General features: G+C 71.8%; 17 protein-coding genes and 1 pseudogene. 13 read left to right on the top strand and 5 right to left on the bottom strand.

Annotation, left to right across the window (positions count from 1 at the left end; genetic code table 11):
- Positions 1 to 809 (bottom strand): annotated as a pseudogene (locus tag ACIPY5_RS07120) (HNH endonuclease); the annotation flags it as partial.
- A 137-nt stretch (positions 810 to 946) separates the two neighbouring features.
- Between ACIPY5_RS07120 and ACIPY5_RS07115 the strand changes: the two are divergent.
- From ACIPY5_RS07115 to ACIPY5_RS07085, 7 genes are all read left to right on the top strand, one after another.
- Entirely contained in the window at positions 947 to 1,930 is a 984-nt protein-coding gene (locus ACIPY5_RS07115; protein WP_400968398.1) for a 1,4-dihydroxy-2-naphthoate polyprenyltransferase, read from the top strand.
- Between the two features lie 80 nt (positions 1,931 to 2,010).
- Positions 2,011 to 2,685, top strand: a complete 675-nt coding sequence (locus ACIPY5_RS07110) for a TlpA disulfide reductase family protein (RefSeq protein WP_309342266.1) — start codon at positions 2,011 to 2,013, stop codon at positions 2,683 to 2,685.
- A 64-nt stretch (positions 2,686 to 2,749) separates the two neighbouring features.
- Positions 2,750 to 3,511 (top strand): cytochrome c biogenesis protein CcdA, encoded by a 762-nt coding sequence (locus ACIPY5_RS07105; RefSeq protein ID WP_309342264.1) that lies wholly within the window; start codon positions 2,750 to 2,752, stop codon positions 3,509 to 3,511.
- A gap of 58 nt (positions 3,512 to 3,569) precedes the next feature.
- Positions 3,570 to 5,390 (top strand): cytochrome c biogenesis protein ResB, encoded by a 1,821-nt coding sequence (locus tag ACIPY5_RS07100; RefSeq protein ID WP_400968394.1) that lies wholly within the window; start codon positions 3,570 to 3,572, stop codon positions 5,388 to 5,390.
- Between the two features lie 9 nt (positions 5,391 to 5,399).
- The gene (gene ccsB, locus ACIPY5_RS07095) at positions 5,400 to 6,395 is read left to right on the top strand and encodes a c-type cytochrome biogenesis protein CcsB (RefSeq protein ID WP_400968391.1); all 996 of its coding nucleotides are present in this window, start codon (positions 5,400 to 5,402) and stop codon (positions 6,393 to 6,395) included.
- Positions 6,396 to 6,420: 25 nt separating this feature from the next.
- Complete coding sequence (locus ACIPY5_RS07090) at positions 6,421 to 7,599, top strand: SLC13 family permease (RefSeq protein WP_400968388.1); 1,179 nt, start codon at positions 6,421 to 6,423, stop codon at positions 7,597 to 7,599.
- Between the two features lie 27 nt (positions 7,600 to 7,626).
- The gene (locus ACIPY5_RS07085; RefSeq protein WP_400968385.1) at positions 7,627 to 7,923 is read left to right on the top strand and encodes a DUF2277 domain-containing protein; all 297 of its coding nucleotides are present in this window, start codon (positions 7,627 to 7,629) and stop codon (positions 7,921 to 7,923) included.
- 87 nt (positions 7,924 to 8,010) lie between these two features.
- Here ACIPY5_RS07085 and ACIPY5_RS07080 read toward each other — a convergent pair whose 3' ends face one another.
- Together ACIPY5_RS07080 and ACIPY5_RS07075 are read right to left on the bottom strand one after the other, a co-directional pair.
- Positions 8,011 to 9,975 carry a YhgE/Pip domain-containing protein gene (locus ACIPY5_RS07080; RefSeq protein WP_400968383.1) on the bottom strand — a complete coding sequence of 655 codons (1,965 nt, stop codon included), beginning with the start codon at positions 9,973 to 9,975 and terminating at the stop codon, positions 8,011 to 8,013.
- Entirely contained in the window at positions 9,972 to 12,761 is a 2,790-nt protein-coding gene (locus ACIPY5_RS07075; protein ID WP_400968380.1) for an MMPL family transporter, read from the bottom strand. The genes ACIPY5_RS07080 and ACIPY5_RS07075 overlap by 4 nt, the downstream gene beginning before the upstream one ends.
- 136 nt (positions 12,762 to 12,897) lie before the next feature.
- On the opposite strand from ACIPY5_RS07075, the gene ACIPY5_RS07070 reads away from it, so the two are divergent.
- On the top strand, positions 12,898 to 13,518 hold the full coding sequence (locus ACIPY5_RS07070; RefSeq protein ID WP_400968377.1) for a TetR/AcrR family transcriptional regulator: 621 nt from the start codon (positions 12,898 to 12,900) through the stop codon (positions 13,516 to 13,518).
- 382 nt (positions 13,519 to 13,900) lie between these two features.
- On the opposite strand, the gene ACIPY5_RS07065 is transcribed toward ACIPY5_RS07070, so the two are convergent.
- Together ACIPY5_RS07065 and ACIPY5_RS07060 are read right to left on the bottom strand one after the other, a co-directional pair.
- Entirely contained in the window at positions 13,901 to 14,890 is a 990-nt protein-coding gene (locus ACIPY5_RS07065) for an o-succinylbenzoate synthase (protein WP_400968374.1), read from the bottom strand.
- Between the two features lie 183 nt (positions 14,891 to 15,073).
- Entirely contained in the window at positions 15,074 to 16,087 is a 1,014-nt protein-coding gene (locus ACIPY5_RS07060; RefSeq protein ID WP_400968370.1) for a GNAT family N-acetyltransferase, read from the bottom strand.
- 77 nt (positions 16,088 to 16,164) lie between these two features.
- Between ACIPY5_RS07060 and ACIPY5_RS07055 the strand changes: the two genes are divergently transcribed.
- The 5 genes from ACIPY5_RS07055 to ACIPY5_RS07035 all read left to right on the top strand — a co-directional run bounded on the left by ACIPY5_RS07055 (position 16,165) and on the right by ACIPY5_RS07035 (position 20,903).
- Positions 16,165 to 16,500, top strand: a complete 336-nt coding sequence (locus tag ACIPY5_RS07055; protein ID WP_309342665.1) for a helix-turn-helix transcriptional regulator — start codon at positions 16,165 to 16,167, stop codon at positions 16,498 to 16,500.
- A gap of 2 nt (positions 16,501 to 16,502) precedes the next feature.
- Positions 16,503 to 17,525, top strand: a complete 1,023-nt coding sequence (locus ACIPY5_RS07050; RefSeq protein ID WP_400968366.1) for an HAAS signaling domain-containing protein — start codon at positions 16,503 to 16,505, stop codon at positions 17,523 to 17,525.
- Between the two features lie 30 nt (positions 17,526 to 17,555).
- Positions 17,556 to 18,473, top strand: coding sequence for a 1,4-dihydroxy-2-naphthoyl-CoA synthase (locus ACIPY5_RS07045; protein ID WP_400968363.1), 918 nt, complete (start codon positions 17,556 to 17,558; stop codon positions 18,471 to 18,473).
- 36 nt (positions 18,474 to 18,509) lie between these two features.
- Positions 18,510 to 19,634, top strand: a complete 1,125-nt coding sequence (locus ACIPY5_RS07040) for an AMP-binding protein (RefSeq protein WP_400968360.1) — start codon at positions 18,510 to 18,512, stop codon at positions 19,632 to 19,634.
- Positions 19,635 to 19,706: 72 nt separating this feature from the next.
- Positions 19,707 to 20,903 (top strand): histidine kinase, encoded by a 1,197-nt coding sequence (locus ACIPY5_RS07035; RefSeq protein ID WP_309342656.1) that lies wholly within the window; start codon positions 19,707 to 19,709, stop codon positions 20,901 to 20,903.
- Positions 20,904 to 20,982: the final 79 nt, after the last annotated feature.

Raw genomic sequence — 20,982 nt, 5'->3', positions numbered from 1 at the left:
GTCCCGGTGAGGAGGGTGTCGGCGCACAAGTCCGCGCGCAGCTGATCCATGGTCCGGTCGTCACCGGGGTCGCCGAGCCCGCCCAGATCCGGCGCCACCCCACCGGCCGCGTTCTTCGCGGCCTGCACGTTCGCGACGCTCACCGCTCGGGCCTGCTGGGTGAGCCGGTCGTAGATCCCGTCGATCACAGCGGCGGAGTGGATCAGGCCGAGGGCTTTCTGCCCGTCACCGAGATCCTCCCGCCACACCCTCCGGTGCTGCTGCGCGTCCCGGTGACGGTCCGTGAGGCTCCGCGGGGCGAGGCGTTCCGCGACGCGTTCGATGATCCGCTTCGCACGATGCGGTGTCTCGCCCTCCGAAGCGGCGACCGCGATCTGCTCGAACTCGGCCCGCACCGTCTCATCGAGACGCGCACCGGCGTCCTGGATCACCCGCACATGGGCGGCGTTGATCCGCGCCTCCCCGAACGCTCGGGTCACCTCCGGGTAGAAGGTCATCAGGTCCGCCGCCCGCGCCATCCGCGCCTGCACCACCCGATCCGACATGTGCAGCACCCCGGCCAGTTCCGCCGCGACCGACCGTGTCGCGAGATCCACCGCCTCGCCCCGCACCGGCCCTGCACCCGCGTCCCGGGCGGCGATCTCCCCCGCGACACGCTGCGCGGCCCCGAGCTGCGCGTCCCGCAACGCCTGGAACCGGATGATCGTCGCCTCCGCCGCGGCCACACCCTCCCTCAACAGGCGCAGCACCGCGACCGGATCCACCGGATCGACCCCGGGATCCACCACCGCACCCACCGTGTTCGTCATGAGTCAAGTCAACACGGGACCACCGACATTCCCACCCCGAAAACCACCCCCTCACCAGGCGAAACATCACAAACACATCACATCGTGATCGACGCCCCCTCGGGTGGTCGCATACCCGCCGCCGCTAGGATTCCTGCGTGGCGAACCGCAAGACCAAGAAGACCGCACCCGCGTCCGCGCGCCCTGCGGCGCGCTCCCGTTCCGGCAACCCCGCGAAGCGTCCGGTCGAGCAGCTGTCGCCGGTCACCCTGGGGGATTGGATCGGCGCCGCCCGCCCTCGCACCCTGCCGCTCGCGATCGCTCCAGTGCTCGTCGGCACGGGCGCCGCGCGGCTGGGGGACCCTCAGTTCCACTGGGTGATCGCGCTCGCCTGCCTCGCGGTCGCCGTGTGCCTCCAGATCGGCGTGAACTTCACGAACGACTACAGCGACGGCGTCCGCGGCACCGACGCGCACCGGGTCGGTCCCGCCCGGCTCACCGCCTCGGGACGCGTGTCGGCGAAGAGCGTGCTGTACACGGGTCTCGCGTTCTTCGCGCTGGCCGCGATCGCCGGCATCGGCATCACGATCCGCACCCAGCAATGGTGGCTGATCGCGGTCGGTGCGGTCTGCATCGTCGCCGCCTGGTTCTACACGGGCGGCAAGCGGCCCTACGGCTACAACGCGCTCGGCGAGGTCTTCGTCTTCGTGTTCTTCGGTCTGGTCGCCACGCTCGGCACGACCTGGGTGCAGTCGCTGAAGCTGCCGCAGGAGGCGTGGATCGGCGCGATCGCGGTCGGCCTCTTCGCGTGCGCGGTGCTGCTGGCCAACAACCTCCGCGACATCGATCAGGACCGTCTGGTCGGCAAGCGCACGTTGACGGTCGTGATCGGCAAGCGGGCCACGCAGATCGTCTACACCGTGTTCGTGATCCTGCCCTTCCTCGCGCTCGTGCTGCTCGCGCTGTTCTACCCGGTCGCCTGGGTGGGGCTGCTCGCGCTGCTGGCGTTCCTGCCGGCGCTCGTGATCGTGTGGGCGTACCGGGAGCCGAAGGAGCTCGTGATCGCCCTCGCGCTCACCTCGCTCGGCACGCTGGTCTACGCCGGGGCGCTGCTCTGGGCGTTCATCTCGCCCGCGGTGTGAGCGGATCGGGATCCCGGCGGCGGGTCGCCGTCCAGGCCCCGCCCACCGGGTGCATAGAGTCTTTTCGTAAGATTCCGAGCATGCCTCTGAGTTCGTCGCGCCCGTCCGCGCCCACTGACACTCTCGGAGACCGGCGGGTCGCACGCTCATCCCGGCGCTCGCGCGTCGTCCGGACCACCGCGGCCCTGCTCGGCGTCGCACTCGCCGGCGGCCTCGCCGCCTGTTCGAACGACACCGTCGCCGACCAGTACCGCAACGGCGACAACAAGGGCTACATCGGCTCCGACGGCATGCGCGTCGAGGAGATCAAGCCCGCCGACCGCACCAAGCCCGTGACGTTCGGGGGCACGCTCGAGAGCGGCAAAGCCTTCGAGAGCAGCTCGATCGCGGGCGACGTCGCCGTCGTGAACTTCTGGTACGCCGCGTGCGGTCCCTGCCGGGTCGAGGCGAAGGACCTCGAGTCCGTCTGGAAGAAGTTCGACGGCAAGGGGGTCTCCTTCGTGGGCGTGAACACCTACGACCAGGCCGGCACCGCCACGGCCTTCAACGACAAGTACGGCGTCACCTACCCGAGCATCATCGACGTGAACACCGGCGGCGCGAAGCTCGCGTTCGCCGAGGTCACCTCGATCCAGGCCACCCCGACCACGCTCGTCCTCGACAAGCAGGGCCGGGTCGCCGCGCGGGTGATCGGCCCGATCGGATCCGCCTCGATCCTCGAGACGCTCGTCCAGGACGCGCTGGACGAGAAGTGACGAGCGTGAGCGCAGCCCGCACGGACGCCGCCGCGGCGATCCTCGCCCCGCGGGGGGCGACCGCGTGAACATCGACGCGATCGTCGGATCCGGCGCCCTCTGGGCGGCCGTTCCGGTCGCCATGCTCGCCGGGCTCCTGTCGTTCCTCTCGCCCTGCGTGCTGCCGCTCGTGCCCGGCTACCTCGGCTTCGTCGGGGGAGCGGTGGGCGGATCCGCGCCGCAGCAGGACGGCACCACGAAGGCCCCCACACGCCGCCAGATGGTGCTCGGGGTGCTGCTCTTCATCCTGGGCTTCACGCTCGTCTTCATCCTCATGGCGGTCGTCGGCGGCACGGCGGGCGTGTTCCTGCTGCGCTGGGGCGACCTGATCACCCGCATCCTCGGCGCGGTCATCATCGTCATGGGCCTGGTCTTCATCGGCGTCTTCGGCTTCGCCCAGCGCACCGTGCGGATGAACGTGTCGGGTCGTGCGGGACTCATCGGCGCCCCGCTGCTCGGCGTCGCCCTCGGCATCGGCTGGAGCCCCTGCCTGAGCCCCACGCTCTCCGCGATCGTCGCGCTCTCGGTCAACGTCGGCGACGTGAGCCGCGCGGTGTGGCTCGGCATCGCGTACTCGCTCGGGCTGGGCATCCCGTTCCTGCTCGTCGCCCTCGGCTTCGGCTGGGCGACGCGCTCGCTCTCGTTCCTGCGCCGCCACGTGCGCGTCGTCAACATCGTCGGAGGTGCACTGCTCATCGTGCTGGGTCTGCTCATGGTGACCGGCGTCTGGAAGGCGATCATGTCGAGCATCGGGGCGGTGGTCGGCAGTGTCGAACTCCCGCTCTGACGCCGAAGCGCCCGAGGCCCCCGAGACGCCGGAGGCATCCGCGACCGTGAAGGATCCCATGCGCGAAGGCTCGAACAAGCGCGAAGGCTCGAAGAAGAAGGCCGGCGCCGATCGCGCGACCGACCCGCTGCGCCCGAGCGACCACATCGACGGCGACGGGGACTCCCGCGGCGACGGGATCGACTCCCCGAAGCTCAACGTCGTCGGCTGGCTGCGCTGGGGCTGGCGGCAGCTCACCAGCATGCGCACCGCACTCGTGCTGCTGCTCATCCTCGCGATCGCCGCGATCCCGGGGTCGATCTTCCCGCAGCGGATGGCGGATCCGAACGGCGTCACGCAGTGGAAGGCCGACCACCCGGATCTGTTCCCGATCCTGGACGGCATGCAGCTGTTCGACGTCTATCTGTCGGCGTGGTTCTCGGCCATCTACCTGCTGCTGTTCCTCTCGCTCGTCGGCTGCGTGATCCCGCGCATCAAGCACCACCTCAAGGCGCTGCGCTCGCGTCCGCCGCGCACGCCCGTGCGGCTGGGACGCCTCGACGACCACCGCGAGGCGACCCGCACCGTCAGCGGATCCGACCCCTCCGCCGCCGCGGAGCAGAGCATCGCGATCGCGGAGAAGCAGCTGCGCGCACTGCGCTACCGCGTGCAGCGCTACGACGACAAGCGCGGCTTCTCGGTCTCGGCCGAGCGCGGCTACGCCCGCGAGACGGGCAACCTGCTCTTCCACCTGGCCCTGCTCGGGGTGCTCGTGTCGGTCGGCGTGGGCGGCAGCTTCGCCTACACCGGGCAGCGCGTGGTCGTGCAGGGCACGAGCTTCGTCAACACCCTCCTCGACTACTCGTCGATGAACCGCGGCCGCTTCGTCTCCGACGACGCGCTCGCGCCCTACCGGATGACGCTGGACTCCTTCGACGTCACGTATCAGCCGTTCGATCCGAACAAGTCGTCCTCAGGTCAGGCCGGCGACTTCGCCGCGAACGTGACGGTCTCGGAGCCGGGACAGAAGGAACACAAGGCCGAGGTGCAGGTGAACCACCCGCTCGGCATCGCCGGCGACCGCGTCTACCTGCTCGGCAACGGCTACGCGCCCACCATCACGGTCAAGAACGCGAAGGGCGACGTCGTCTTCCACGACTCGGTGCCGTTCCTGCCGCAGAACAACAGCACGATGATGTCGATCGGCATCGTCAAGGTCGCCGACGGCCTCCCCGAGCAGCTCGGACTTCAGGGATTCTTCTACCCGACCTCGGCGAAGCTGGCCACGGGCGCCCTCACCTCCGTCTACCCCGACCTCATCAACCCCACGCTCACGCTGAACGTCTTCGCCGGCGATCTCGGCATCGACGACGGAACCCCGCGTTCGGTGTACGTGCTCGACACCGGATCCATGAAGCAGCTCACCGGCGGCAAGACGGGGACCAAGTCGATCGAGCTCGCGCCCGGCGAGACCACCGCCCTGCCGAATGGCATGGGCACGATCACGTTCGACAACGAGGCGCCGAAGGGCGCGAAGGACTACTCGCAGTCCGTCAAGCGCTACGTCTCGCTGCAGATCCACCACGACCCCTCCGAGCAGTGGGTGCTGGTCTTCGCCATCGTGGCCCTCCTCGGTCTCGTGCTCGCGCTGTTCGTGCCGCGCCGGCGCATGTGGGTCAAGGCGACCGTCGTGGACGGCGCGGTGCACCTGGAATACGCGGGCCTCGCCCGAGGCGAGGATCCTACCCTCGCCGCCGCCGTCGAGGACCTGCGCGACGGGCATGCGCGCCTGCTCGACGCCGACGGCGCGACCGCGGCGGTCCCCGACACCACCGCGGCTGCCGAGACCGCGACCTCCGACGAATCAGAGCCCGATGACAGCGGAATTCCGCGGAAGTAGGCTGACAGCATGAACTTCGACTCCCTGTCGATCCTGATGATCTGGACCGCGGTCGCGATCTACGCCGCGGCCTTCATCGCCTACGCGTTCGACCTCGCCAAGCGCTCGCAGGTCGCCGCCGACGCCAAGGCCGTCGTGCCGGAGCGCGAGCTCGTCGGCGCGGCCGTGGGCGCCCCGGCGTCCTCGGCCGGTCGCGCGACCGGTTCCGGCGGCGCGGGCAAGACGGCATCGGCCCCGCAGCGTTTCGTCATGGCGCGGATCGGCACCGCGCTGACCACGCTCGGCTTCCTCTTCCACCTGGCGGGCACGGTGCTGCGCGGCGTCGCGGCGGGCCGCGTGCCGTGGTCGAACATGTACGAGTTCTCGATGACGGGAACGCTGCTGATCATCGCGGTCTACATCGCGGTGAACATCTGGTTCGACCTGAAGTACCTCGGCACCTTCATCGTCGGCCTCGTCGTGGTGCTGCTCGGCGGCGCCGCCACGGGCTTCTACGTCGAGGTCGTGCCGCTCGCCGACCCGCTCAAGAGCGTGTGGCTCGTGATCCACGTGTTCGTGGCATCGCTGGGCACCGCGTTCTTCGCCCTCGCCTTCGCGCTCAGCGTGTTCCAGCTCATGCAGGCGCGTCGCGAGGCGAAGGTGCTCGCGGAGGCGCCGAAGACCGGACCGCGCTTCCTCGCCACGCTCCCTTCCGCGGAGCGCCTGGAGGGCCTCGCCTATCGGTTCGCGACCGTGGGCTTCATCTTCTGGACGTTCACCCTCATCGCCGGATCCATCTGGGCGAACGACGCCTGGGGCCGCTACTGGGGCTTCGACACGAAGGAGACCTGGACGTTCATCATCTGGGTGCTCTACGCCGGCTACATCCACGCCCGTGCGACGCGCGGCTGGCGCGGATCCCGCTCGGCCTGGCTGTCGATCGTCGGCTTCGCCGCGGTGCTGTTCAACTTCACGATCGTCAACCTGTTCTTCAAGGGCCTGCACGTCTACTCGGGCCTGAGCTGAGCGGCCCGACCGCGCAGGGCAGGCGGTGAGCGCTCGGCGGGCCTGGCTGCGGCCGGGCGCGCTCGCCGTGATCGCGCTGGCGCTCGTCGCCGCGGGCGTCGTGATCAGCGGGATACTGCCGCTCGCCGACGCGGGAGCGCTGGCGGGACGCACGACCCCGGTGCTCGGCTTCGTGATCGCGATCACGATCGTCGCCGAGCTCGCGCGGGATGCCGCCGTGTTCGACGTCATCGCGCAGCATCTGGCCCGGTGGGGACGTGGCAGGGTGATCGCGCTCTGGGGAGCGGTGATCCTCCTCGCGGTGATCAGCACGATCTTCCTCTCGCTCGATACGACCGCCGTGATCGTCACGCCGGTCGTCGTGCTCCTCGCGCAGGGCGTGGGCGTATCGCCGCTGCCCTTCGCGCTCGCGACGGTGTGGCTCGCCAACACCGCGTCCCTGCTGCTGCCGGTCTCGAACCTGACGAACCTGCTCGCGGCTCCGGCCATCGGCGCGGATCCGCTCGCCTTCCTCGCACTGAGCTGGGCTCCCGCGCTCGCGGGCGTAGTCGTGCCCGTCGTTATCCTCACGCTCGCCCACCGGCGCACGCTGTTCGGGCGGTACGCATCGCCGGTGCAGGCCGAACCGGCCGACCGCGTGCTGTTCCTCGTGTCGGCCGTCGTGCTCGTCGCGCTGCTGCCCTTGCTCGCACTCGTGCGCGACGTCTGGATCCCGGCCTCGGCCGCCGCGCTGATCCTGATCGTGCTGTTCGCCGTCCGGAGGCGCAGGGCGCTGCGGCTGAGCCTGGTCCCGTGGCAGGCTCTGGGGCTCGCCGCGGCGCTGTTCGTGATCGTCGAGGCCGCGCATGTGCGGGGGCTCGCGGCGCTCCTCTCGCCCCTCGCCGCGAGCGGGCACGGCGTTCTCGAGCTGCTGCGCGTGGCGGGCATCGGAGCGCTCACGGCGAACGGGATCGACAACCTCCCCGCGTATCTCGTGCTCGAGCCGATCGCCGCGCACGACCCGGTCGCGCTCATGGCCCTGCTCATCGGCGTCAACCTCGGGCCGCTCGTGACCCCCTGGGCCTCGCTCGCGATCCTGCTGTGGCACCACCGGGTCACGGCGCTCGGTGTCTCGATCCCGTGGGGGCGGTTCGCCCTGTGGGGCCTCGGCGCCGCCACCGCGACGGTGGGAGTCGCCGCGCTCGCGCTCGCAGCCGTTTCCTGAATCGCGGATCCGGGTTATCGTCGCGGCATGTGCCGGAACATTCGCTGCCTCCACAACTTCGAGCCGCCGACGAACGATGACGAGGTGCGCGAGGCCGCACTCCAGTTCGTCCGCAAGGTGAGCGGATCCACGCACCCGTCGCGCGCCAACACCCCCGCTTTCGAGCAGGCGATCGACGAGATCGCGCAGGCGACCCGGCGGATGCTCGATCAGCTCGTCACGAACGCCCCTCCGAAGACCCGCGAGGCCGAGGCCATCAAGGGGCGTCAGCGCCACGAGAAGCGCATGGAGCGCGAGGTCAGGATCCGCACCGCGACGCCCTGATCCCGGACGCGCGCCCTCCCGCCCCGTCGCGGAGCGAAGACAGGCGCGGCCCCGGGGGAGGTGGGGCCGCGCCTGCCGCTTCCGGACTCAGACCGCCGGCGCCAGCACCGCCCGGACCGAGGTCGTGCGGCGGGCCGTCACGGACAGGGTCGTCGCGAGGAGGGCGAGCACGGCCCAGACCGCGAGCGCCGCGATCGCGGATCCGACCCCTTCATCGCCCAGCAGCGCGGTGGCCGCGGGAGACGTGGGCAGGAATCCGGCGATCGTGGCGAGCCATCCGGGCAGCGTCGAGATGATCCCCGCACCGAGCGCGGCGACCCCCACGACCGCGGAGATCCAGCGGCCGACCCCGCCGAGGACGGCGACCAGGGCTTGATTCACCGCGGCGAAGGCGATCCCCGCGAGCACCGCGACGCCCGCGAAGCCCCACCAGCGCGAGGGGTCGTACTTGGCGACGATTTCGACCACGAGCGCGACCAGCAGGCCCTGCGCGGCGCCGATCGCGGCGGCCGGAGCGAACCCGCGCAGGGCGAGCGAGGCCGAGGCGCGGCGCGAGGTGAGCGCCCGCGCCGTGAACGCCCGCATCACGAGGAACGACGCCAGGCTGCCGAACCAGAGCACGACGGCCGCGAGCAGCGGGATCGCGGTGGGTCCGAACATCCCGCCCGAGGTGTCGGCCTTCACCGGATCGGCGATGACGGACGCCAGCGACGACGCCTCGGTGTCGGTGCGCTTGGGCAGCGAGTCCGCCGCCTGGTGCAGGCCCGAGGCGAGGCCCGACGTGCCGGTCGCGAGGGATCCGATGCCGGTGCTGAGCTGCGCCGCACCGTCGGAGAGCTGGGTCGCGCCCGACTGCAGCCCGGTGGCGCCGGTCGCGAGGTTGCCCGCGCCGGTCGCGCTCTGCGACGTGCCGTCGGCGAGCTGGCCGAGCCCCGCGGAGAGCTGGTTCACGCCGTCGGCCGCGGCGCGGAACTGGCCGGGCAGAGCGGCGAATCCCGAGACTCCCGCGGCGACGGAGGCGCTGCCCGCAGCTGCTCCCGTGGCCGCAAGCTGAGTCTCAGTCGCGGAGCCGGAGAGCTCCTTCAGCAGGCTGCAGAGTTTCTCCTGCGTGGTCGAGTCGCACATGGTGACGGCGTCGCGGAGGCCAAGCTCGAGCCTGTCGACGCCCGTGCTGGTGATCGTGGCTCCCTGCGCCGTCCGGTTGGCTCCGGCGATGAGGTCGGTCACACCCTTGCCCGGCGTCGTCAGCGCGTCTGCGCCCTGCGCGAGACCAGCGCCGATCTGGCTCGCCCCGGTCTGCGCCGACGTGATGCCGTTCGCGATCGCGCCGAGGCCGTTCGAGAGCTGCGAGGCGCCGTCGGCGAGCTGGCCCGCGCCGTCGGCGAGCTTGGTCGCGCCGTCCGGGAGCGCGGCGGCGCCGGTCGCGGCGGAGGCGGCGCCCGCGGCGAGCTTGTCGGCGCCGTCCGCCGCTTCGCCGATCTTGTCGCCGAGCGTGCCGAAGCCGAGGAGCACGTTCTGCAGCGTGCTCTTGGAGATCTCGCTGCCCATGGTCGACGCGGCGGTCGCGGCGATCTGGTTCGCGATGAGGCCGTCCGCGGCGCGCGCCTGCGGGGCCGTCGTGACCGAGATCGTCGCCTTCTCGGCGGACTTCGTCGGATCCTGCACGGCGCTGCCGCCCGAGACCGCGGCCGCGGAGAACTCCTTCGGGATCCGCACGACGGCCTGATAGGTGCCGTCCTTGAGGCCCGCTGCGGCGTCCTTCTCGTTCGAGATCACCCAGGTGAGGTTCTCGTCCTTCTTTCCGGTGCCGTCGACGAGTCCCGCCGAGAGCTGGCGTCCGAGCGGGGCGAGCCGGCCGTTCACCGTGACGGGCTCGTCGTCGTTCACGATCGCGGCGGTCATGGTGTCGAGGCGCTGCGTGGGATCCTGCAGGGCCGCGACGAGCACGCCGCCGAGGACGGCGGGCAGCAGCAGCACGCCGATGAGCGTGAGAGCGGTGATCGGCTTGTGCGAACGGGCGCGTTCGATCAGCGCGGACAGGCGGTTGGTCATGCGGTCACCTCGTCGAGGTCGGTGGTGGGCGCGTCGGCGCCGGCGGGCGGTTCGGGGGCGACCGGCGGGTGGTCGAGATCCCTCGTCTGCGGATCCGCCCACCCGGCCTCCGTCAGCATCCGCGAGGCGGCGGAGGCGTCGGCGGCCGTGGCGAGCACGGCGAGCGGCCCGCGGCGGGCCGCGTCGCGCAGCATGGCGACGCTCTGCTCGCTCTGGGCCAGGGTGAGGCGGTCTGCGCCGTCGATCACCACGAGCGTGGTGCGGCCGCGCAGGGCGTCGCGCAGTTCGCGGAGCGGATCCGTCCCGCCGTCCACGATCACGCAGCCGACGTGCGCGCGCACCCAGGCGGCGCGCCCCGGCAGCAGGTGCCCCGCCACGCGCAGGCGGCCTTCGGCGGGCACGCGCGCGGTGAGGGCGAGCGCGGCGGCGCGGCGCACGGCCTCGTCGCCGCCGGTGAGCACGAGGGCGGATCCGGCGGGCACGCGCAGATCGAGCCCGTCGATCGCGCCGGCGACGGTCACGCCGTCCGCGGCGATCACCGAGTCGTCACCCGGCCAGTCGGCCAGGTGACGCTCGCGCTCCACGGCCTCGCCCTCGATGTCGACGCTCGGCAGGATCCTCTCGAGCCAGGCGGGGATCTCCCAGGCACGCTCGCCGAGGATCGCCATGAGCGCGGGGATCAGGGTCATCCGCACGAGGAAGGCGTCGATCGCGATGCCCGCGGCGAGGCCCAGGGCGATCGGCTTGAGGGAGGAGTCGCCCTCGGGCACGAAGGCCACGAACACGGCGAACATGATGAGCCCCGCGGCCGTGACGACCTTGGCGGATCCGGTGAAGCCGCCGCGCACGGCACGCAGCGCGGCGGCCCGGCGCTCCGCGCGGTCGGCGCTGCGGGATCCCGCGTCGTGCACGTAGTCCTCCCGCATCCGGGAGACCAGGAACACCTGGTAGTCCATGGCCAGGCCGAAGAGCACGCCCATCAGGATGATCGGCATGAAGCTGATGATCGGCCCGACCCGGGCGACGTGCAGGGCGTCGGCGAACCAGCCCCACTCGAAGACCGCGGAGACCACGCCGAACGCGGCCACGATCGAGAGCAGGTAGCCGAGCGCCGCGGTGACGGGCACCCAGATCGAGCGGAACACGATCGTCAGCAGCACGAGCGAGAGGCCGATCACGAAGATGCCGAACGGCAGCAGCGCCGCGCCGAGCTGATCCGAGATGTCGATCGCGACGGCCGTGAATCCGGTCACCTTCACGTCGATCCCGAACTTCTTGAGCCACTCGTCGTGGTGCGAGCGCAGCTCGCGCACGAGGTCGGCGGTCGCGGGGGCGTCCGGCGCGGTCGTGGGGATGACCTGGACGATGCCGGTGTCGGCGGTCTGGTTCGGGGTGGCGAGCGCGATCTCGGCGACACCGGGGAGCTTGCCGACCGCGTCGCCCAGGTCCTTCATGAGACCGACCGGATCCGTCGAGGTCACGATCGTGCCGGTGAGGATGAGCGGGCCGTTGAAGCCGGGGCCGAAGTGCTCCGCGGTGAGGTCGTAGTTCTCCCGCGCCTCGGATCCCTGGGGCTGCACGCCCGAGTTGGGCAGCGCGAGCGCGAGGTTCGCCGCCGGCACCGCCACGACGCCGAGGCCGAGGACGATCGCGACCGCCACGAGGATCGGATGCCGGGTGACGCCGCCCACCCAGCGCTGCGAGAACGGGCGGCGCGGGGCTGCTTCGGCCTTGCCCTTCCTGGCACGGCGGGGCGCCGCGGGGCGGCCGGCCACGCGGCCCTTGAGGAAGCCGAGGATGGCCGGCGTCAGCGTCACGGCGATCAGCACGGCGATCATGACGGCGACCGCCGCAGCGATCCCCATCGTGGTGAGGAACGGAATACCGGCGAAGCCGAGCCCGATGAGCGCGATCAGCACCGTGATGCCGGCGAAGACCACCGCGGATCCGGCCGTGCCGGTCGCGCGGGAGGCGGATTCCTCCGGATCCACCCCCGCCCGCACCTGATCCTGATGTCGCGCGACGATGAACAGCGCGTAGTCGATGCCGACCGCGAGTCCGAGCATGAGCGCGAGCAGGGGAGTGGTCGAGGAGACCGAGGCGAAGGCGGTGGCGGCGAAGATCGCGGCCATCGACACCCCCACGCCGAGCACGGCGGTGAGCAGCGGCATGCCCGCCACGACGAACGAGCGGAACGTCACGATCAGCACGAGCAGCGCGATCACCAGGCCGATCCCTTCGGTGATCGAGATCGCCGGGATCGACATCGAGAAGAGGTCGCCGCCGATGACCGCGCGGGAGCCCTGCGGCAGCTCCTTCTCGAGGTCGCTCACCGCGGTGCGCAGGGTGTCCTTGGTGGCGGCCGAGACGTCCGAGGCCTGGCCGTCGAACTGCAGCCGCACGATCGCGGCGGAGTGATCGTCGGAGACCATGCCCGTCACGTGCTCGTCGTACGGGCTCGTGGCGGCGAGGACTCCGTCGATCTTCCCGAGGTCGGTCACGGTCCGCTCGATCGGCGTCTTGTAGTCGGCAGCGGTCACGCTGTCGCCGTCGGCCGCGACGACGATGAACTGCGCGCTCGTGCCGCTCACCTGCGGGAAGGTGCGCTCGAGCTGCTCCAGGCCCGCCTGCGATTCCGTGCCCGGGATCGAGAACGTGTTGTCCGTGCCCTTGCCGAGGGCGAGCGCCGCGCCGCCGGCGATGCCGAGCACGAGCAGCCAGGCGACGAGCACCCGCCAGGGGTGCCGGAACGACCAGCGGCCGAGCGAGGAGAGGAGTGTCGACACGGGTTTCCTCCGGAGGGAGTTCGGGCGGGTTCGATACACTGGTGTATTCGATACGTCTCTGTATCGTAGAACGATGGCGCCGGGATAGTCTGTGCGCGGGATGTGAATCGCGGGCCCAGGCCCGCAGGAGGTGCGGATGACCGGCAGTGCGACCAGGAGCCGGGAGAACACGCGCGCGCGGCTGCTCGAGGCGGCGGCGCTGGTGTTCGCCGAGGAAGGTCTCGACGGCGCGACCGTCGAGGCCGTGTGCGAGCGCGCGGGCTTCACGCGCGGCGCGTTCTATTCGAACTTCGAGTCGAAGGACGAGCTGTTCCTCGAACTCGCCGGCACGGTGTCCGCCGAGAGGCTGACGGCCGTGCGCGCGAGGGTGACCGAGCTCAACGAATCCGGCGCGCTCGCCCAGGACTGCGATGCGACCACGCTCGTGCAGCAGGTCATGGACACCGGCAGCGACGACCGTCTCGGCGTCATGCTGCTCAGCGAGATCCGCCTGCGCGCTCTCCGGGACCACGCCTGGGGCAAGGCGTATCTCAAGCAGGAGCAGGAGATGGTCGCCGGCATCGCCCGCATCATCGACGACATCGCCGCGACCGGCACGATCTCGCTGCGGGTCGACTCCGAGGTCGCCGCCCGTATGCTGCTCATCATCTGGGAGGGCACGACCGTGCGCGGCGCCATGGCCGGCAAGGACGACGCCCAGCTCCGCCGCACCGGCAGCGTTGAGCTCGGCCGGCTGGTGTCCCTGCTGCTGGGGTGAGGGGTCGGGGTCGGGCTTGTTCGCGCGTGTTGGGGTTGGCTCGTGCCTGCGGTCCTGAGTGCGTTTTGGGGCGTCCCTTGACGTTTTGGGGCGCGTGACGTCCCAGGATCCTGGCGGGGTGCGCCCCAACCCGGCGGGGCGCGCCCCAAATCGTGCGGCCTCGTGCAGGGTGGCGCGGGGTGAGTGGTGACGTGATCTCGGGTTCGGGGCGCGATCTCTCGTTTTGGGGCGCGTGAGGGCACGGGATCCTGGCGTGGTGCGCCCCGAAACGGCCGGGTGCGCCCCGAAACGGAGCACGCGCCGGGCGACACCGGCCGGGTGCGCCCCGAAACGGACCGGGCTCCGAACGGCCGGCGCGGGCCGGGCCGGACCGTGTCCGGCGTCAGGAACGATCCGCGGCCAGCAGCCCGTGGCAGCGGGTGAGGCGGGCGAGCCACCAATCGCGGCGGTCGGCGGGGGCTTCGAGGCGGGCGAGCGCGGCCGGATCCGGGATGACCCGAGCGGCGGACACGACGCCGCCGTGCGGGCGGGCGTCGGCGACGTCGTCGGCGAACAGCGAGGCCGTGCCGAGGCCGCAATCGTGGTCGAGCACGGGCAGGGCCGCGGCGAGAGCGGCGCCGAGCGAGAGGCCGACCGCGGTGTCGAGTGCGCTCGAGACGACCACGGGCAGCCCCGCCTCCGCGACGATCCGCAGCGCGCGGTCGATGCCGCCGAGCGGCTGCGCCTTGATGACGAGCAGATCCGCGGCGCCCGCGCGAGCGACGGCGAGCGGATCCGTCGCCTTGCGGACGCTCTCGTCCGCCGCGATCGGGATGTCGAGGTAGCGGATCCGCTCGCGCAGTTCGACGAGCTCGTCGACGGTCGCACAGGGCTGCTCCGCGTACTCGAGGTCGAAGGGTGCGAGGGCGTGGATCGCGCGCTCGGCCTCGTCGACGTTCCAGCCGGCGTTCGCGTCGATGCGGATCCGGCCCTCCGGTCCCATCTCCGCACGCACGGCGCGAACGCGGGCGACGTCGTCGGCGAGGCTCTGGCCGGCCTCGGCGACCTTGACCTTCGCCGTGCGGCAGCCGTCGAAACGCGCGAGCACGCCCGGCACCCGTTCCGCAGGCACGGCGGGGATCGTCGCATTCACGCGGATCCCCTCGCGCACGGCCGCGGGGCGGGGAAGCCAGGCGTCCGCGATCGCGGCGGACAGCCAGGTCGACGCCTCGGCATCGTCGTACTCGGTGAACGGCGAGAACTCGGCCCAGCCCTCCGGTCCCTCGAACAGCAGGGCCTCGCGGACGTCGACCCCGCGGAACCGCGTGTGCATCGGGAGCGCGACCACCCGCGCGGTGTCGAGGATCTCGGAGAGCGCGGGGGCGTCGGTCATGCCCCCATCATGCACCCGCGGATCCGCTCCGCCGCGCGGGTTCGGACGTGTCCTCGGGAGGCGCGCACGGGCGTGCGACGATCTGCACAGGTCGCGAGGTTCCGCACACCGAATCCCCGGATCCGTGTGCGGAACGTCGCATCGCGTGCAGATCGTCCCGACACACGGCCGTGCGGGCCGGGCTCAGCCGATCCGCTTCTGCAGCTCGGCCATCCGGGCGGTCATGGTGAAGCCCAGCCGGGTGTTGACTGCGAGCATGTGCTCGTTCGATTCGGCGTTGAAGGTGTAGATGCGCGGTGTCTGCGGGGAGTGCTGCTGCAGTGCGCGCAGGTTCTCCAGCTTGATGCGCAGGCCGATCCGGTGCCCGCGGTCCTCGCGGCGCACCAGGGTGCCCCACTGATAGGCGTTCCCGTCGTCGCCGGAGACCACGACCTGCGTGTACCCGGCGATGCGCCCGTCCGGCGCGATCGCGATCGTGCCGAACGAGGTGCGGTTCTGGGCCGCCTGCACGGCCTCGTCGGCGCGGAAGTCCTGCACATCGGCGGACGCCGCCTCGATGTCGAGCTCGCCGGTGGGCGCCTCGGTGTCGAGGCTGGCGTCCAGGGCCGCCCACTCGGCGACGAACTCCTCGGGGACCGGGCCGACCCAGCTGCGGATCACGTATCCGACGGCCGGCGCCTCGGCGATCAGGGCGTCGACGGCCTCTTCCGCGACCGGCAGGTCGAGTCGGTTCTGCAGGTCGCCCAGCGCGACGTCGTATCCGTGCCGACGCGCGAACTCGCGATTCGCCGCTCCTGCCCCATCCGAGGGCAGGGACGAGGGCCAGAAGATATCCGCGCGCATCGTGGTGCGACCCGCTCGCGTGGCCTCGTCCTCGAGGGCGGCGAGGAGGGCGGATCCGACGCCGCGCCGTCGATGCTGAGGCGGGACGTTCACGCCCACGGCGGCGACGTGCAGGTTGTCCTTGAGGGTCAGGGCGAGAGACGCCGATCCCACCACGACGCCCTCCTCGACCGCGGTGAACGCCTGGCGGCGGAAGGTCGCGGACTCCTGCTGCAGCTCGGTGCGGCTCTCCTCGCGAGACCAGACCGTCGCATCCTCGCCGAGATCGGCGCGGCGGGCTGCGGCATACGCATCCCACCAGGCGTCCACGGCGGCGGCGTCGAAGGCGTCGACGGGCTGGATCTCGATCGTCATACTTCCACGCTAGGCGAGTGCGACGAACAGGATCGTGTCATTGACAATAGTGTGCGACACACAATATGGTGATGAACATGAGCGATGAGGAGTTCGACGGACATCTGCAGGAGCTGCGGCGCGGCACGGTCGTGCTCGCGAGCCTGCGGCTGCTGCGCGAGCCCGGATACGGCTACGGCCTGCTCGAGCAACTGAGCGCCGCCGGCTTCCCGACCGACTCCAACACCCTCTATCCGCTGCTGCGACGCCTCGAGAAGCAGGGCTATCTCGTGAGCGAGTGGAACACCGAGGAGGCGCGACCGCGCAAGTTCTACCGCACCTCGGACGCCGGGCTCCGCCTGGCCGACACTCTGACCCGTGACATCGCGGCCATCGCCGCCGCCACCGCCGCCCTGACCGAAGGGGAACGCTGATCATGACCGCCACCGCATCCGCCTACGCCGACCGCTACCTCGCCGCGGTGGGCCGGGCCGTTCCGGCCTCCTCGCGCGCCGAGATCCTCGCCGAGCTCGAAGCGTCCATCGCCGAGCAGGTCGAGCCCCGTGTCGCCGAGGGGGAGGACAGGGACGCCGCCGAGCGCGAGGTCGTCGCCGGTCTCGGCGAGCCGATCGCCTACGCGTCCTCGCTCATCGACCGTCCGATGTGGGTCGTCGGCCCCCGCTACTACGCGGCCTGGCTGCGCCTGCTCCGCCTGCTGCTCTGGATCGTGCCGCTCTGCGCGGTGGGCGGGGTCGTGCTCGGCCAGCTCATCGCACGAGCATCCGCAGGGGCGATCTTCGGCAGCGCCATCGCCGTGCTGATCCAGACGATCGTGCATGTGGGCTTCTGGACGACCCTGGTCTTCTTCGCACTCGAACGCACCGGATCCACGGGCGACACGATCCTGGACTGGAACCCCGACCAGCTGCCGCAGCCCGCCGACGCCCGCTCCGGCCGCATGGACCTGATCGCCTCGCTCGTGTTCCTTGCGATCGCCGCCGGGGCGATCGTGTGGGATCGCGTCCTCGGGTTCTTCCCGACCGGCGGCGCCCCGATCCCCGTCCTCGCTCCGACGCCGTGGCCGTGGATCGTGCTCTTCGGCTTCATCGTCCTGGAGGCGGCGTTCGCGATCGTGCTCTACGCCCGCCGGCGCTGGACGACGGCGCTCGCCGTGGTCAACACGGCGCTCGCGGTGGCCTTCGCCGCCGCGACGCTGACGTTGCTCGTCCGCGGCGAGCTCGTCAACCCGTCGCTGCTCTCCTTCATCGCGGAGGCGGGCGGCGAGGGCTTCGCGCAGGGCCAGCGGGCATCGGCCGCACAGGGCGGCGTCTTCGGAATCCTCGGCGTCCTCTTGGGCTTCTGCCTCGTCGCGTTCCCCGCCTGGGACATCGCCGACGGCTGGCTCAAGCTCCGCCGGGTGCGGTGCGGGGGGGTCCCCTCCGTCGCCGCGGACGTCTGATCGGCCCGGCACCCGGAATAGGCTGGATCCGTGACCGAGAAGCCCGTCTCCGACCTGTTCGACCCCGCCGAGTGGACGCTCGCGCCGGGCGCGGGGGAGTACACCGACATCACCGCGCACGTCTCGAACGACGGACGGATCGCCCGTATCGCCTTCGACCGGCCCGAGGTGCGCAACGCCTTCCGGCCGCACACGGTCGACGAGTTGTACCGCGCCCTCGACGAGGCCCGGCAGGATCCGCGGATCGGCGTGGTGCTGCTCACCGGGAACGGACCGAGTCCGAAGGACGGCGGGTGGGCGTTCTGCTCCGGCGGCGACCAACGGATCCGCGGGCGCGACGGCTACAAGTACTCCGAGGACGAGGCGGCGGTGCCGGCCGCACAGCAGGCCAGGGCGGGCCGGCTGCACATCCTCGAGGTGCAGCGGCTCATCCGGTTCATGCCCAAGGTCGTCATCGCGGTCGTGCCGGGGTGGGCCGCAGGCGGCGGGCACTCGCTGCACGTGGTCTGCGACCTGACGATCGCGAGCGCCGAGCACGGCCGGTTCAAGCAGACCGATGCCGACGTCGGATCCTTCGACGCCGGATACGGATCCGCGTACATGGCCCGGCAGACGGGGCAGAAGTTCGCGCGCGAGGTCTTCTTCCTCGCGGAGGAGTACTCCGCCGAGCGCGCGATGCAGGCGGGCGCCGTGAACCGCGTCGTGCCGCACCCGGAGCTCGAGCGCGAGGCGATCGCGATGGCCAGGACGATCCTGACGAAGTCGCCCACCGCGATCCGGATGCTGAAGTTCGCGTTCAACGCCGTGGACGACGGGCTGGTCGGCCAGCAGGTCTTCGCAGGCGAGGCGACCCGTCTGGCCTACGGCACGGATGAGGCGGTCGAGGGCCGCGACTCCTTCCTGGAGAAGCGCGAGCCCGACTGGTCGCCGTACCCGTGGCACTTCTGACATGACGTCGAATCCGGCGGGAACGGCGGGCACCCGATGAGGCTGCGGGCCGTCGACGGGGCGGATCCGGCCGAGGTCGGGGCGGGGCTGCCGGCCGCGCTCGACGGCGTCGCCCCCCTCGCGCTCGGCTTCGTGCCGGGTCCTGGCGACGAGGTCGCCGAAGGCACCGCGGTCGTCATCGCGACCTCCGGATCCACGGGCGTGCCGAAGCGGGTCGTCCTCTCCGCGGCGGCGCTGACGGCGAGCGCGGAGGCCACCGCGCGGCGGATCGGATCCGGGCAGTGGATGCTCGCGCTCTCGGCCGGCTACGTCGCAGGGCTCCAGGTGCTCGTGCGCGCGCACCTCGCCGGTACGGAGCCCGTCCTGCTCGGGGGACGGTTCACGGCGGCCTCGTTCGCGGCGGCGACACGCGAGATGAGCGCGGGGCCGCGATACGCCTCCCTCGTGCCCGCGCAGCTCGCGACGCTGCTCGACGCGGCCGACGATCCGGAGGTGCGCGCCGCGCTGTCCTCCTACCAGGCGCTGCTCCTCGGCGGGCAGGCGCTGCCGCCGGCGCTCCGGGAGCGTGCCGCGGATCTCGGCGCCCGTGTCGTGCGCACCTACGGATCCAGCGAGACCGCCGGCGGCTGCGTGTACGACGGGGTCCCGCTGGACGGTGTGCGCGTCGCGTCCTTCGACGGCGAGCTGCGTCTCGCAGGCCCGACGCTGGCCCAGGGCTATCTCGGCGACCCGGAGCTGACCGCCCGCACGTTCGTCGCCGACGAGGCCGGGGATCGCTGGTATCGCACGGGCGATGCGGGCGAGCTGCGCGACGGCCGGGTCGCGGTCACGGGGCGCGTCGACAACGTCATCGTCTCGGGCGGCGTGAACGTGTCTCTGGACCGGGTGGAGCGCGCGGTGCGCACGGTGGCGGGACTGGAAGGGGCCGTGGTGGTGGCGGTCCCGGACGAGCGCTGGGGCCAGGGGTCCGCGATCGTGGCCGCGCTGCCGGGCGGGTCCGCTTCCGCGGACGGGCTGCTCGCCGAGGCCCGGGAGCGGGTCGCCGCCGAGGTGGGCGCCGAAGCGCGTCCCTCCCGGATCGTCCCGGTCGAGGCGCTGCCGATGCTCTCCTCGGGCAAGCCCGACCGCCGCGCGATCGCCGTGCTCGCGTCCGCGGACTGAGTCCGTACTCGGCGCGGGGGATACATCTCCCGGCGGATGACCGGGCCGGATCCGGTCGCGTACCGTGAGGGGGTGATCCGCCCCATCCCGCGCTTCTGGCTCGTGTTCGACATCGTGGGCAGCGTCGTCGGCCTGCTCCTCACGCTGCCGCTCACGTACACGTTCGAGGCGGGCACGATGAGCCGCTGGATCCCGGACGGCGCGGTCTCGATCGTGCTCGTGCTGCTGGTCGCGGTCATCCAGTGGGGCGCGGCGGCGATCAGCCGGCTCTCCCCGGTGCTCGCCCTCATCGTGGCGTGGTTCGGCGCGCTGCTGCAGATGGCGTGCGGCTTCTCGCCGGGCGCCTACAACCTCGCGATCCTCGCCGTGGTCTTCGCGACCTCGGCCTGGGGATCGGTGAGGCTCCTGTGGATCGGCGGCGCCTCCGCGCTGGGCGGCGGGCTCCTCGCCGGCGGCTACATGTCGCTGATCAACGAGGGGGCCCTCATCCAGGACACCGAGACCGGGCTGCGCCTGGCGCTGGTCGCGGTCCTCCTCGGCACGGTGTCCGTGCTCACCCTGGTGATGGCCTGGGGCGCGGGTCTCCTGTGGCGGGTCGTGCTGCGCGGTCGGAGCACCAGGGAGGCGCAAGTGCGGGCCGAGGCGGTCGCCGTCGCGGAGCAGGAGCGCGTGCGGATCGCCCGCGACATGCACGACGTGGTCGCGCACTCCCTCGCGGTGGTGATCGCGCAGTCCGACGGCGCGCGCTACGCCGCGGCCGCGGATCCGGCGCAGGCGACTGCCGCGCTCACCACGATCGGGCAGACGGCGCGGGCGGCCCTCTCCGACGTGCGGCTGCTGCTCGCGCAGCTGCGGCACAGCGAGGGGCAGGGGCCGCAGCCCACTCTCGCCGACCTCGAGACGCTGTACTCGCAGGTGCGCGCCGCCGGGATCGAGCCGCGGGTGACGGTCGATCCGATGCCGCCGGGGGAGCCGCCGGCCGGGATCCAGCTGGCGGTGTACCGGATCCTGCAGGAGGCGCTGACCAACGCGATCCGGCACGGCGCCGGCGATGTGGACGTCTGGCTCGGCTGGCACGCCGACCATGTGCAGATCACGGTCCGCAACGGCGTGCCGCCGATGCCCCGGCAGGCGCACACGGAGCGCGGCCACGGCCTCATCGGCATGCGCGAGCGCGCGCAGCTGGTCGGCGGGACGCTCAGTGCGGAGCACGAGGCGGAGGGCTTCGTCGTGCGCGCGGCGCTCCCGATCGGGACGAGTGCCGCGTAGGCCGCGGTCCCCCGATAGCGGGCCGGAGGTGCGCTGACCCGCCGCCGGCGCAGCACCGCGTCCCGGTGCCGCGCCGGAG

This window comes from Microbacterium sp. NPDC089698 (genome assembly GCF_044749045.1).
Classification (GTDB): Bacteria; Actinomycetota; Actinomycetes; order Actinomycetales; family Microbacteriaceae; genus Microbacterium.
The sequence above is the reverse complement of the archived record's forward strand: the minus strand, read 5'-3'. Positions and strand labels throughout refer to the sequence as shown.